Annotated in this window: 20 protein-coding genes; 16 read left to right on the plus strand and 4 right to left on the minus strand. The window is 46.9% G+C overall.

Annotated elements, in window-relative coordinates; genetic code table 11:
• Positions 1 to 265 precede the first annotated feature (265 nt).
• The 4 genes from MXE28_RS05840 to MXE28_RS05855 form a co-directional block, all read right to left on the minus strand.
• Positions 266 to 508 carry a hypothetical protein gene (locus tag MXE28_RS05840; RefSeq protein ID WP_226974693.1) on the minus strand — a complete coding sequence of 81 codons (243 nt, stop codon included), beginning with the start codon at positions 506 to 508 and terminating at the stop codon, positions 266 to 268.
• A gap of 159 nt (positions 509 to 667) precedes the next feature.
• The gene (locus MXE28_RS05845; RefSeq protein WP_021841116.1) at positions 668 to 1,096 is read right to left on the minus strand and encodes a PPC domain-containing DNA-binding protein; all 429 of its coding nucleotides are present in this window, start codon (positions 1,094 to 1,096) and stop codon (positions 668 to 670) included.
• Between the two features lie 380 nt (positions 1,097 to 1,476).
• Positions 1,477 to 2,856: a tyrosine-type recombinase/integrase gene (locus tag MXE28_RS05850; protein WP_247239918.1), complete on the minus strand. Its 1,380-nt coding sequence runs from the start codon at positions 2,854 to 2,856 to the stop codon at positions 1,477 to 1,479.
• A gap of 128 nt (positions 2,857 to 2,984) precedes the next feature.
• Positions 2,985 to 3,575 (minus strand): helix-turn-helix transcriptional regulator, encoded by a 591-nt coding sequence (locus tag MXE28_RS05855; protein WP_247239919.1) that lies wholly within the window; start codon positions 3,573 to 3,575, stop codon positions 2,985 to 2,987.
• Between the two features lie 160 nt (positions 3,576 to 3,735).
• Here MXE28_RS05855 and MXE28_RS05860 point away from each other — a divergent pair, with 160 nt between their 5' ends.
• The 16 genes from MXE28_RS05860 (at position 3,736) to MXE28_RS05935 (ending at position 13,417) form a co-directional block, all read left to right on the plus strand.
• Positions 3,736 to 3,936: a helix-turn-helix transcriptional regulator gene (locus MXE28_RS05860; protein ID WP_247239920.1), complete on the plus strand. Its 201-nt coding sequence runs from the start codon at positions 3,736 to 3,738 to the stop codon at positions 3,934 to 3,936.
• 370 nt (positions 3,937 to 4,306) lie between these two features.
• A complete protein-coding gene (locus MXE28_RS05865) occupies positions 4,307 to 4,603 on the plus strand; it encodes a hypothetical protein (protein ID WP_247239921.1) in 297 nt (98 codons plus the stop codon).
• Positions 4,604 to 4,612: 9 nt separating this feature from the next.
• Entirely contained in the window at positions 4,613 to 5,071 is a 459-nt protein-coding gene (locus MXE28_RS05870) for a hypothetical protein (RefSeq protein WP_247239922.1), read from the plus strand.
• Positions 5,072 to 5,084: 13 nt separating this feature from the next.
• Positions 5,085 to 5,339, plus strand: a complete 255-nt coding sequence (locus MXE28_RS05875) for a hypothetical protein (RefSeq protein WP_247239923.1) — start codon at positions 5,085 to 5,087, stop codon at positions 5,337 to 5,339.
• An 18-nt stretch (positions 5,340 to 5,357) separates the two neighbouring features.
• On the plus strand, positions 5,358 to 5,720 hold the full coding sequence (locus MXE28_RS05880) for a hypothetical protein (RefSeq protein ID WP_021841128.1): 363 nt from the start codon (positions 5,358 to 5,360) through the stop codon (positions 5,718 to 5,720).
• Positions 5,707 to 6,036 (plus strand): hypothetical protein, encoded by a 330-nt coding sequence (locus tag MXE28_RS05885; RefSeq protein ID WP_021841129.1) that lies wholly within the window; start codon positions 5,707 to 5,709, stop codon positions 6,034 to 6,036. Before MXE28_RS05880 ends, MXE28_RS05885 begins: the two co-directional genes overlap by 14 nt.
• Positions 6,020 to 6,370, plus strand: a complete 351-nt coding sequence (locus tag MXE28_RS05890; protein ID WP_021841130.1) for a hypothetical protein — start codon at positions 6,020 to 6,022, stop codon at positions 6,368 to 6,370. The genes MXE28_RS05885 and MXE28_RS05890 overlap by 17 nt, the downstream gene beginning before the upstream one ends.
• Positions 6,371 to 6,372: 2 nt before the next feature.
• Positions 6,373 to 6,708: a hypothetical protein gene (locus MXE28_RS05895; RefSeq protein WP_247239924.1), complete on the plus strand. Its 336-nt coding sequence runs from the start codon at positions 6,373 to 6,375 to the stop codon at positions 6,706 to 6,708.
• 412 nt (positions 6,709 to 7,120) lie between these two features.
• A complete protein-coding gene (locus MXE28_RS05900; RefSeq protein WP_226974365.1) occupies positions 7,121 to 7,363 on the plus strand; it encodes a hypothetical protein in 243 nt (80 codons plus the stop codon).
• A gap of 102 nt (positions 7,364 to 7,465) precedes the next feature.
• A complete protein-coding gene (locus MXE28_RS05905; protein WP_247239925.1) occupies positions 7,466 to 7,966 on the plus strand; it encodes a hypothetical protein in 501 nt (166 codons plus the stop codon).
• The gene (locus MXE28_RS05910) at positions 7,959 to 9,092 is read left to right on the plus strand and encodes a DUF2800 domain-containing protein (protein ID WP_247239926.1); all 1,134 of its coding nucleotides are present in this window, start codon (positions 7,959 to 7,961) and stop codon (positions 9,090 to 9,092) included. The genes MXE28_RS05905 and MXE28_RS05910 overlap by 8 nt, the downstream gene beginning before the upstream one ends.
• Before the next feature lie 13 nt (positions 9,093 to 9,105).
• Entirely contained in the window at positions 9,106 to 9,675 is a 570-nt protein-coding gene (locus MXE28_RS05915; RefSeq protein WP_247239927.1) for an ssDNA-binding protein, read from the plus strand.
• Entirely contained in the window at positions 9,653 to 11,617 is a 1,965-nt protein-coding gene (locus MXE28_RS05920) for a DNA polymerase (protein WP_226974372.1), read from the plus strand. The genes MXE28_RS05915 and MXE28_RS05920 overlap by 23 nt, the downstream gene beginning before the upstream one ends.
• Before the next feature lie 15 nt (positions 11,618 to 11,632).
• Entirely contained in the window at positions 11,633 to 11,872 is a 240-nt protein-coding gene (locus MXE28_RS05925; protein ID WP_247239928.1) for a hypothetical protein, read from the plus strand.
• Positions 11,873 to 12,529: 657 nt separating this feature from the next.
• Positions 12,530 to 12,931, plus strand: coding sequence for a hypothetical protein (locus tag MXE28_RS05930; RefSeq protein WP_247239929.1), 402 nt, complete (start codon positions 12,530 to 12,532; stop codon positions 12,929 to 12,931).
• A 15-nt stretch (positions 12,932 to 12,946) separates the two neighbouring features.
• Positions 12,947 to 13,417: a PcfJ domain-containing protein gene (locus tag MXE28_RS05935; RefSeq protein ID WP_247239930.1), complete on the plus strand. Its 471-nt coding sequence runs from the start codon at positions 12,947 to 12,949 to the stop codon at positions 13,415 to 13,417.
• Positions 13,418 to 13,420: the final 3 nt, after the last annotated feature.

Below are 13,420 nucleotides of genomic sequence, written 5' to 3' on the forward strand. Positions count from 1 at the left end.
CGAGTTTTTCCATACTTTATACAGTCAAAACCACAATAAGGACATCTAATTTTTTCATAAAGTAATACCTCCTAAAAAATATATTTTCTAGAAAGATATAACCTTATTTAACCCTTATATAGCAAGGGGTTTCAGACTTTTTACCAACTCATTTTGTCCACCCTTTAAAATCTAATAAAAAATTTAAAAGACCGATGAGACTAGATAAATACTAGTCTCATCGGTCTAAAAACCAACTCAAAATGTCCTATAGGCCTTATTTTACTTATTTGAAAAATTTACCGGCAATGGCATTCAAACCGGCTTTGACAGATTCGTTAGCACTAAGTTCGCCATAGGCATCTTTAAGACTGGCAAACAAAGTTTGTAACTGGTCGGAGTTGAGGTTTTTAATATCATCAACACTGTTGATGTTCATGCCGTCAATATTATTTACTACATTTTTGAATTTTTCTTCTTCGAGTTTGAAGTATGAGCTAATCATTTCAATTAAGTTTTCTTGGATCATAGTGATACCTCCTTATGTGTTGATTATAACATAGGGAGAGGCCTCAATGCAGTAAATAAATTCAAAAAAATCGATTTATTTTTCGTTTTGTAAAAACAAGCGTATTTACTGACATATTTCAGCTCTATCGGTTAATTTATTGCAGAGATATTAGCTGCCTTACTTATCTAATTGCCATAAATTTAAATCAGCGTCCTTGTCGTAGCCACGGTGAATATCTTCAGGAAGCAAAGTTAGAATCATTTCAGCAGTTACACTAATTACGGCACTGGTCAAATGACCACCATGAGAATTACCTTCTTGGTCGGCGATTGTGATATGTAAGTGTGCATAGTAATCATCGTTAAGCTGATCGATAGTGCCGGTGATGGAGGTGATTTCAAAATCTCCGGTTAAGCGATGATGATAATATTTCTTTTCATCAGCATGATAGGTTTCGAGTACGATATCGTTGGTGGCGCCCAAACCTTGAATCATAGCTGAAGTGACACCTTCCTTACGGGCAATAGTTTCGATAGAACTGACTAACTCTTCGCCCGGATTAAGGCGGAAGGCGATGTGAGTGTTGCCAAGACGTTTGTATTGCATGTGTAGGACTCCTTTATGAAATAAATCTAAAAATTAATGTAATTTTGAAATATCAAATTGTATTCTAGTGTAAGACGGTTTATAATCAAATTAGTAATGCTTAATATGTGTAAATAGAAATATAATTCCAAATATAAGTTAAAATTATTGTTTGACTAAGTGCAGTATTGGAGATGAGACAGTATGAATGAATCAAAACGGGCAATAAAAAACTCGACTCCGAGGAGTCGAGTAAGGTTCATATAAATGGCTCACGCCGAGCCGCCCGAAGGCAATGTCGATAAATCTTTATTTAATTTATCGATACTATCCACAGACGCAGTAAGTATGGTACTTACTGCATTTTTATTTTTCAATACTCGCTCTAAAGTGGTGTAATTCTATGCTCGTTGCACAACCATTGTACAACTTTTCTTTTCGCCTGGAAAGAGTTTTATATTATCTGTGTGTGGTAATTTATTAACCGCCTCTAATAACTGATCTGTGACTAAGTGAGTGTATACGTCTTTTGTGACATCTCCAGTTTGGCTATGTCCTACTATCGTCTTTATAATTTTTTCGGACACGCCATAATTTGTTAGCCATGTTATAAAAGTATGACGGGTATCATGAGGGGTATGTCTATCAATTCCGAGATTCTTTAGCGCAGCATCCGTAATATATCGGGGCCACATCGTCCCCTTAGGGCAAAGCCGCCCGCTCCGGTTAAATTTATTTTTGTCGTATAATTCTCTAATAAAAGGCATAATACAGTCCGCTATAGGAATTATTCTATTCTTACCGGCTTTTGTTTTCATTCCGCCCACTAAATATCTTTCTTTCAAATGTACATCTGTAATTTTGATAGACAATAATTCAGAAGATCGCAGGCCGGTATATAGATATATTAATATTATTCTTACTCGATAATCATCGGTATTCATCCATAACGTCTCGATTTCGTCGCTTGTGTAAGGTCGGTGTAGCGGGTCCGATTCCTCGGTGGCGTTGATAACGACCATAGCTCCGTAGTTCTTATCGACATAGTCATTTTTTATCGCCATTTTGAACAGCATAGATATTTTTGATTTTATTTGACTAACTGTAGATTTTTTCAAGTCGCCCATATCCTCGTCAAATATTCGTTGTAAGTGCGCTAATCTAACATCACGAATAGGGGCGTTCATTAATCCGGCTAACTTTTTTTCTGTCATCTTATAAGGCGATGTAATCATAACATTTCGGCGCTTTAAATCCTCGATTAATAAATCCCATACTTGTCGAACTGTAATTAATCGGGAGTCAGCAACTGACGGATTTACACAATATTCGGATAATGCGAGTAAGGCTTCTTTTGCTGTCGTAAATGTGCCTATTGTCTTACGGATCACCCGGCCCTCTTCATCCTGCCGGAACATATCGACGTGATGCGGCCAGCGTTCCGGAGAGAAAAAATACATACGCTTAAGCACGGCCTCCGCGCAGAGCTGAGACACGTCGAAAGCGGCGCAGATTTCATCGACTGACGTGATGCCGATAAGATGAATCAACGGAGACGGTGCCAACAGCTCTGCCGCGAATGCGTTCGCCTCGCGTTCCTGCTCTATGCGCGGTAGGGTTACCGCATATATATCATGATGACCTAGGACCTTGTGTCCTAATTCGTGAGCCAGTGTAAATCGGAGGCGCTCAAATTGCGCGTCCTCGTTGTAAAACACTGCATTTATATCGGGCCGAGGGTCATAATACGCATCAGCCCGGGGGAGGTCATCAAGCCCCATAGTCTGATACGATACACAGTCGACACCCTCGAGGCGTAGCAGCCTCTTAGGGTCGACGAGTGCGTCGGTTAGCTCGTATCGACTGTACATCGACCAAGCTAAGCCCGTGGCCACGTTGTATCGTGCTTCTATGTTTTATCCTCCTTTATTTTTAAATACATGGCCGCGATTTCCTCAACTTTCGCCAAGTCCTCCGGTGATAATTCCTCTTGAGCCCTTGCTAATACCGGGGAGTAGTTAGCCGGCGTCTGCGGAGCAATCCCCATCAGGCCGTCTATTGTGGTATTTAGCCCGGTAGCAATTTTTTGCAAGTTGCTCAGGGTTGCTCCTTTAAAATTACCGAAGATCGACTGTAGCGTGGAATACGGCATGTCTATAATTTCGGCAAAAGCGCTCATACTTACATATTTTTGCAGTATTTCGCGCCGAATCCTGCCGACCTCAGGGCCGTACTTATCAAAGTCCGGGTCAAAGGCGATTACCTGTTTAGGGGTTCCGCCGTGTACTATTTCATTACGCCCTCTACGGCCCACTAATTCCTCAAGAGGTATATGTAGCGCCTCAGATAATGCCACAGCGGTATTATCGCGCAGGCTTGTAATTCTTCCGGATTCCCAACGGGAGACCGTGCCTTCGGATACGCCTACTTTGTCAGCAAGCTCTTTCATTGTCATTTTTTGCTCGCGTCTTTTTTCCCGGATAAGCTCCATAAAGTCCATTTTGTCACCTCCTTTATTTACTATTATTATAAGACTTGCGTTGCAAAAATGCAAGATTTTTATAATTTTTTATAAAAAAGAAACAAAAACTATTGACTTGCGCAAGCTGTCGATATATAATAGGTTCATAAGTTGCAAACGCCGAGAAGGAGGTGATAAGGTGAATGCGAATTTACTCAAATACTACGTAATGGAGTCGGGGAAAAGGCTTGCCGACGTAGCGGCGGCCATCGGCGTAACGCCTGCAACATTATACCGCAAAATGAGCGGTGAGAGCGATTTTTATCGAAAAGAAGTGCAAGATATTGCGGCGTATCTCGGACTTGACCGAGATACCATAGACCGAATTTTTTTTAACTAAAATCTTGCGTAAGTTATCGAAATTTTATAAACACAGGAGGCAGATAATATGGACCACACTACCACACCAGCCATGATTGCCGGCACCGGAGCCACCGATGCAGCACATAGAGCTAAAAATAAAATACGACAAAAGGGCGATGAGTTATGACTAAAAAGACTCTAACTATATACGAGGCGGCCGAAATGATGGGCATCACGCCCCAACATCTCAGGGCAAGCCTCCGGCTCAACAAGTACCCGTTATGGGGTACGGCCGTACCATCGGCCAGCGGTAAACGCTTTAAATATACAATTCACGCGGCGCCCTTCCTCAAATACATCGAGGGGGGATGGAGTCCGGAAGAAGCTAATAAAGGAGGGCTAATAATATGATGAAATTCGGGCAAGAGATGCAGGAAATAGAACGCGGCGGATTCGATGACCTCGTTAATGAACAATACATTCTGCCTCTTGATGATGGCTACGAGGTGTCGGTTATCCGAGGACCGCTATCATATGGCGGTGACGAGGGGCTATTTGAAATGGCTATTCGTGACCCTGAGTACCGGTGTCCAGCGTATGACGTTGACATCGACATATTCGGAGGCGACGTCCTCGGTTACTTAACCGAGGAGCAAGTCGCGGAACACCTGGCCACGCTAAAAGCGCGGCACACTAAGAAATAAGGAGGGCACATGTTTAAGGCAATTTTGAAATATTTCGCCAAACACGATGGCTTGGTAAATAAGTTCTTATCAGTCACACCGGGCGACGGGTACGCCTATTTCAGCGATACTCACTGGCTATTCCGCATACCGGAGTCCGATAACATCTACGACACGGGCGCCATGATGCGGGTACTGGGTAGAGAAACGGCGCCGATGTCCGCGCCTAAGTTTTTTGATATTCCCGACGAAAGCCAACTACTCGGCGTAGCGGACTCCGGTATCGTGCAAGAGCTGAACAACGGGAAACGGCGTACTAAAATCCGGAAATTTAACGGCACAGACGGCTCGGAGTGGTGGGTTAGCGAGGAGTACTATAAGGATTTTCTCAAGCCGCTAAAGTATTTCCGGGTGCACAATAAGAAAATTTACGGTTATAACGACGCCGGTGTGGCCGTGGTTACGGTTTGCATAATTATAGATAAGTGAGGAGGACTAAGGGATGAGTAAGGAATTAGCCAAAACAGGGCTCTATATTCTAGGCACGTTTGCTGGGATGTACGGGCTGAACGCCGTAGAGTATCTGCCGGACAGCGCGGCGCACATGATCGCCGGGCTAGCCACATGCGCGGCATCGGTGATGGTTGCGGAGCGTATCGAGGTACCTGCCGGCGAACCGGTAGACGTTATTATCGAGGTGCCACAGCCTCACGCCTACAACTGGGCTAAACAGGGGCGCCCGGGTGAAGTTAGATAAAGAAAGGATGTAAAAACTATGGAACAAAATAAAGAAGCATTACTCGAATTAACTAAACATTTTATCGAATTAATCAACGTAGATATAGACGAAAAAGGCCGCATCCGGAAAAAGACAATAGCCGAATTGGTGGAAATGTATATCGATTACCACTCGGCCAACTGCAATTTAATCGAGCCAAAGACCGTAATTGACTGCTTAGTCTCTTCTGTAATTTGTATCGGTATGGTAGTTGCACTTAATCGCCCTATGCGCAATCTCGGGCACCCGATGCGCGCTAGCGCGTTAGCTGTGCTCACGGAATACTTATGCGATACGTTAGAGGCCATCGTTACACATTGTAAAGAAGCGGAAACGGAGGCCACCCATGAAGATAAATGAGTTTTTTATTACAAATATCTGCGTACTAGCGGGCGTTATCCAAACAAACGAAGAAAACGGCCTAGATTCAAGCTCCGTTACTTACGAACGACTGCTAAAACGATTAAATCAAATCCCGCGTAACGATGACACTCTCCGCGCTATGGTGCATATGGCCGCATCGACCGCAGGGCTTATCGGCCAGTTAAGCGTAAAACGTGAAGCCTTAGGCGAGGAGTTAGCTTGTGACTTACGGTCGCATTTTGTAAAAGCATTATACATAACACTTACTAATATCGCAGGTCGGTTGGAGGTGCTCTATGGATCCAATAATTAACCCGTGGCTCATTTATCTCGCGGAGCTCGCGAACTGGGTTAAGCTGGCCGGTTTTATGGCGGCCGGTATAGTCCTCTTAGGCGCCTCCATTGAGTACATGGACGCGGAACAGGAGCGCGTAGCGGCCCGGGTACTCCGACGGGATCTTCCTACCGATGCACCATACAAACTAAAATTTAAAATCAGTTTGGCCTTTTTAATCTTATGGATTGTGGTACCGTCAACGGATACCGTGTATAAGATGATCGCGGCGCACTATATTACACCTGATGCGGTCGACAACCTCGGCCACGTATTCCAGTCCATCCTAAAGGCAATTAAGGAGGTGCGGTAATCATGAATTGGAAACAAGGCTCGTTCGGGCTCCATAGTTTGCACCTGTGGCACCTTAAATCGATGCTCGCAATTAGTAAATACTGCCAAGAGCACGATGTCGACTGGAATGTCAGGAATGAGGCGTGTCGCATATTAAGTCTAGCGATGGCACGGTATGAAGTGGTCATACTAGAACGGCCACTCGATGACCTGATACACCGGGTAGACCTGACAGCGTTTGCTAACCACACCGCCTACAATATCGAAAAGAAATTACAAGACGGAAAAACACCGGACAAGAGCGATATAGTGGACATCGTAGCCCGGTGGGAAGATTTAAGAAAGGCGGCGGAATAAATGAAAAGAGACTCTTACGCAGCATCTACTCTATGGGATTGGTACCTTACTGAATCAGATAAAATCAAGGCTTATTGTAGGGAGTTAAAGGTGACAGAGGACGTCAGAATGGGTGCTACTACTACGCTCCGAAATGCATTTCAACAATATCTCGATGATTTAAGCGTATACCCTTTAGGTCACCCGGTGCATGCTATCGATTATAGCGTGTGGGCATCCATAACAAGTAACAATATCAAAGACGCAATAATCGAGGGACGTGTACCTAATAGACGGTGCGTACATACTATCAAATTTGGGGCAGGTGATTAAAATGAAAAATTTGAAGTACAGCTCTTACGCAATCCACAGTTTAGACGCCTGGCTGTCTAAATCGGTTATACGGTTACAAGACCGATACGAGGACTACTGCATGGATACCCCAAACAAAAACCATGAACCGTGGCTTGCAGCATTTCGGGCACTCCGATATGCACATGCAAAATATGTTTTGGAAGTATTAACGCGATCACCTAACGATGATATACACGGTATCAGTCTCGAACCTTACGCATGGGGTACATCGTTATACATTGAGGATACCGCAAGAGCCGGGCAGTTTCCCGATCTCGAACGTATCAATAGTATTTTAATTCTAGTTGAGGAGGTTGATTAAATTGCAAGATTGTACAAAAGAAAAAACCGCCGGCAGTGTTGCAGACTGTCCGACGGCAGAGTAAATACCCTATCTAAATTATACCATAAAGGAGCCAATATCATGGATATTACTATTAAAATCGACCTTACAGAAAATACTATTAAAGCATTGCACGAAGTAGCTGCGGCTATTACTCAACCTAAGGGCGTACGCGTATCACTTGCAGATTTAGCCGATGCAACGAATAACTTACAACAGGGCACCACCAAAGCGGAACCGGCCGCCCCTGATGCGGTAGAAGAAACACCTAAACAGGAAGAACAGGCAAAGGCCGAACCTGCTAAAAAGCCGGCCACTAAAAAGGCAGCACCGAAGAAAACAGAAGAGCCAAAAACCGAAGAACTGGCAAAAGCTGAGGCGCCTAAGAAGGAGGAAGCCAAAGCCCCTACTAAGGACGACGTGACAAAAGCACTTACTAAATTAATGGAGGCCAAGGGTGGCGATAAAACCGAAGCTATGGCGCTCGTTAAGTCGAACAGCTCCAACGGTAAACTCTCCGGGGTTGACCCTGCCAAATACGCCGATATTATCGCCGAAGCAGAGGCGGCTATTAATGGCTAGGGCGCACGCCGTACTATCCGCGTCGGGCGCGTACAGATGGTTAGTTTGTACGCCGTCCGCTCGGATGGAGGAGCAATTTAAGGACGAGTCAAGCTCTTACGCTGAGGAGGGCACACGGGCGCACGCTTACGCGGAGTACCTGCTCAATGGTTATTTAGGTACTTCTATCGATGCTGCCGGGCCGATTGAGCCGGATAACGAGGAAATGGACTCAGCAGTCCGGGAGTACGTCGACCTCTGTATCGAGAAAATCAACACAGCCCGAGCCATTACATCAGCCGCCCGAGTCGTGGTTGAGGATCGCGTGGACTACAGCGCGTACGCTCCGGAGGGGTTCGGCACGGCCGATATGGTAATTATCGCCGATGGCGTGCTAGAGGTTATCGACCTCAAATACGGCAAAGGTAAGCCGGTGAGTGCCGTCAACAATCCTCAAATTAGACTATACGCCCTCGGTACGCTGTTAAAGTACGACTTTGTGTACGACATCAAGACCGTGCGCATGACGATAGTACAGCCACGACTAAACTCAGTAACTACCGACGAGCTAAGCACTACCGATTTACTCGCTTGGGCGGAAACGGTAAAAGCGCCGGCCAAACTTGCCTATGAGGGCGCCGGTGAATGTGTAAGCGGTCCGCACTGCGATTTTTGCAGAGCCCGGCACGTATGCCGGAGACTCGCCGAGGATATGCAGGCAGCTATGGCCGATTTTAAAGACCCTAAGCTTTTAGGGGATGCCGATATTAGCCATGTGCTCGATATTTACAGCAGAGCCAAGAGCTGGCTCGAGGCGGTTAGAGAATACGCCTTAAAGCAAGCCGTCGACTACGGCAAGACGTGGCCCGGTTATAAGCTCGTCGAGGGGCGCTCCAACCGTGTAATTGATGCGGCTGCTATTGAGACCCTGCGCAGCTTAGGCATTGGCGACGATGTCATATTTAAAGAGCCTAAGATGCGCGGTGTGACGGAGCTCCAAAAACTCTTAGGCGGTGCGAAAAAATTAGAGGCCATGATAGGGCAACATATCAGCAAACCCCCGGGCGCGCCTACACTGGCGACGCTAGAGGATAAGCGCCCACCGCTTGAATTAGATTTAACTGATAGTTTTGATGATGATATTTAGGAGGTAATCCACTATGAAAAGTATTAAAATTTCCACCGGTTTAGTTCGCTTGTCTTATGCGCATCTCGCGGAACCCAACGAGGACCCGAACGGCAATAAGACATACAACGCGCAATTTATTTTTGATAAAGACGATAAAACGACCGCCCGTATCCAGGACGCCATTAAGCGCCTAAAAGCTGAGGACGATGTTATCTCTTTATTTAATAAAAAATTCAAAGACTTAAAAGAGCCCCTCCGCGATGGTGATGAGGATGAGGCAGAATTTGTAACCGCTCAGCCGGAGGTGTACAACGGCAAGTACTTTATCAGTGCAAAAAGCGACCGTAAACCAAAATGTTATGACCGAGATAAAAACCCTATGGACGATTTCGAAATCGAGGAAGAGTTATACTCTGGCTGCTATGTGCAGGCGGTAGTTAACATCTACGCTTATAATTTCAAAAATCAATCTAAGGGTTTCGGCGTTGGCTTGCTCGCTGTGCGCAAAATCAAGGACGGCCAACAGTTAGGCGGCGCTACTGTGTCCGAGGCAGATTTTGACGACGACGATTTCGGCGATGACGACAACGTGTTTGACTAAGCCTAAAACGTTATCGATAGACGTTGAGACGTACTCGGAGTGGCCAATTAAGCACAGCGCACAGAGGTACGTCGACGACCCCAGCTTTGAAATTTTATTATTCGCGTACAGCTTTGACGATGAGCCGGTGGAGGTGGTCGACATGACCACCGACCCACTACCGGATAGAGTGGTCAAGGCGCTACACGATCCAGAAATAACCAAGACAGCATTTAACGCCAACTTTGAAATAACGGCGCTACGTAAGTACTACCCGCGTATGGACTTACAAAACTGGGAATGCACCTCAGTACTAGCCTTGTATCAATCCTTACCGACGTCGCTCGATGCAGTGGCGACGGTTTTAGGGTTATCGGAAACCAAGGACAAGCGCGGTAAAGACCTTATACGGTTTTTCTCGATGCCATGCAAACCTACAAAGGTCAACGGCGGCCGTACTCGCAACCGGCCAACGGATGACCCGGAGAAATGGGCGGAGTACATCGAGTATAACCGGCAGGACGTAGTGGTCGAAAAGGCAATACGGGACAAACTTATCAAATTAAAACCGCCGGAATTTGAACACCGGTGGTGGCTCGTTGACGGCGTTATCAACCGCAACGGGATAGCCATTGACAAGACGTTAGTTAATAACGCCATCACATTTGACGCAGCCATCAAGGCGCAACTCATGGCCGAGGCTCGTAAGATTACCGGACTCGATAACCCCAACAGTCCGGCACAGCTTAAGGAGTGGGTAGAGGATAACCTCGGTCACGAGATACCCGGCATCACCAAGACCAACGTTAAGGAGCTACTTAATCAGAGCCTACCGGATGACGTGCGGCGCGTATTAGAGATACGCCAGCAACTCGGTAAGACCTCTATCAAGAAATACGAGGCCATGAAAAACGCCGTATGCAGCGACGGCCGTATCCACGGTATGCTCCAATATTACGGGGCTATGCGTACCGGTCGGTGGGCGGGGCGCGTGGTACAGCTCCAAAACTTACCGCGTAACTACCTAAATACACTCGATGAGGCGCGCCGGATAGTTAAATCCGGGAACCTCGAATTATTATCAGCCTTGTACGATGACGTGCCGGACGTACTGAGTCAGTTAATCAGGACGGCGCTAGTACCGGCCGACGGATGCCGCTTTATCGTAGCTGATTACTCAGCTATTGAGGCGAGGGTTATCGCGTGGCTAGCCGGTGAGTCGTGGCGCCAGGAGGTATTCGCAAAAAACGGGGATATATACTGCGCGTCCGCGTCCTCGATGTTTGGTATTCCCGTCGAAAAACACGGCATAAACGGCCACTTACGCCAAAAGGGGAAAGTCGCAGAGCTTGCCCTCGGTTATGGCGGCGGCAAGAACGCCCTTATTGCCATGGGCGCCCTAGAGGGGGGAATACCGGAGGACGAATTACCGGACATCGTGCAAAAGTGGCGCAAGGCGTCGCCTAAGATTGTTAAATTTTGGTACGACGTTGACGCCGCAGCCAAGCAGGCAATAAAAGAAGGACGCGCCCGCATCAAGCAGGGCGGGCTAAGATTTAGAAAAACTAAAGGCTTTTTATTCATCCTATTACCGTCAGGTCGGTATCTCGCATACGCTAAGCCGGCCATAGGTACAAACCGATTCGGGAGCCCCTCTATCGTGTATAAGGGTATGTCCCAAACCGCTAATAAGTGGCTCGAACTGGAGACCTACGGTGGGAAATTGGTAGAAAACATCGTGCAAGCCGTTGCCCGTGACTGCTTAGCGGCGGCCATGGAGCGGCTCACGCTTGCCGGTTATAAGATATGCGCACATATCCACGATGAGGTGGTTATCGAGGCGCCTATCGGCACCGGCTCACTCGATGAAGTAATTAAAATTATGGCAGAGCCGACCGAGTGGAATAAGGGGTTAATCCTCGACGCGGCCGGGTTCGAGGCCAACTACTATATGAAGGACTAAGGGAGGTAAAACACTATGAGCATTAGCAAGTCTCAAATTGAGCGAATTTTAGAAGAAACCAGAGTGACTAAAGAATTAGTCGAAAAAGCCCCGGAGACCGCTAAACAGGCGGCCGCACTAGAGTACTGCGATACTACTATCGCACTTTGGGAAGTTGCCCTCGAAGGGCTCACAACCGGCAAGGCTGAAACCGAGGACAAGAAAGACGCTAAGAAATCGACTATTGTACCGGTTAAGAAAAAAAGCAGCCCCTAAGAAGAAGAAAGAACCAAAAGAAGAGCCCCTCATCGAAGACACCGCAACCGATGAAACGGGAGAAGATGAGGACTGGCTCGACTGATGCAACCTGTTAAATTTAGAGCATTTGACGTAGTGCGATATTACCGGGATTTTAAAAACAAAACCCTGTTATATTGCGGTAGAGGGCATACCGACGACCGGACAGTCGGTAATCTTACACAGACGCGCTCAGCTGTGCCCCTAGATGTGGAGTTATGGGTCAAGGAGTACAAGGACTTTGTAGATTTAAACATTAAATACACAGCCGTTATGTACAACGACGGCTACGACGATTTATTCAAGGGCCTGCAACCCCGATTTGAGACAATCCGTTTTGACTGCAAACATCGCCGTGTTATCCGGCGATTTAAGATAGGCGCTCGGAGCCGGTTTATAGATACGCCCATTGACGCGGCCGACGTGCCCACCATTGCCCGGGTAGGCTTGTCTCAGACTATATTTAGTACGCTCAACGGAGAGTCTAACGCCGGCAAGCACCGGCGGGAGTGTCAAGCTGTCATGTCGGCGCTCCGTAAGGCGGTAGTATCACGGCTGGAAAAGTACGCCGGATACCCTATCAAATACACGCACCACGCGATTAATACAAGAGGTACTCAGTTCTTCGGGGACGATGTGCTGCGCCGGCTTATTCTTAAGACTTACGCACCGGACGCACCGCTTAACGTAGTCGATACTAAGCTAAGAAATAATACGATTATGCCCCACACGTGGGAGACTTACCGGGCCGTGTTTTACGACACCCAAAAGGGCAAGTCGTATATTGACGCGGTGGAAGATAAGCTCGTCAAGCAGCCATCAAAGGCTAAACGTGTGGCCATTATGCGCGATGCCCGATATATTGAGGCGATCCATATCGCGGAGGGGCTAACTGATAATAAGGACTATCAAGACGCCCTCATGGAGGCTATACGGCCGTATCTGGGCATGGAATATCTCTACCGGTATTTGGCGGACTACGTGGCCAATAAGTCGCCACGTAACGCGCTCCAGTTCTTAGCCCGTTACGAATACTAACGCGAAGCGTGGCGAATGATAGCGGACACCGCCCGGAGTTATGAAGATATTATCGATAAAGAGGCGGTGTGGCGTCAAAAGATAAAGCCGGCCGACATGCACGATGTGCTCGCTAAAATCGTACGAAAAGAGAGGGATAAGGACATCCCCCTCAACCCGGACGGCGAATTAGAAGCACACATAAACGGCTACGACTTTATAATGCCTAAGACGTCGCACGAGCTTATCGACTTAGGCGAGGCCATGCGCAACTGTGTAGGTAGTTATAAAAAGCGCGTGGCACAGGGCAAATGTGCTATTGTAGCCTGCACTAAGGACGGTAAGCCCGTCGTGTGCATCGAGATACAGCATGGACTCATCATGCAAGCGAAACTATTTGACAATAAGAGCGTACGCTCCTCAGCAAGCGAGGAGGTGAAAAGCGCAATATATCAGTATATGGATGTTAAAGGCCTCCGTGATATGTCGGGAGACCTGAGGAGTTAATCA

It is taken from the genome of Veillonella sp. KGMB01456 (assembly GCF_023051165.1).
Taxonomy (GTDB): Bacteria; Bacillota; Negativicutes; order Veillonellales; family Veillonellaceae; genus Veillonella_A.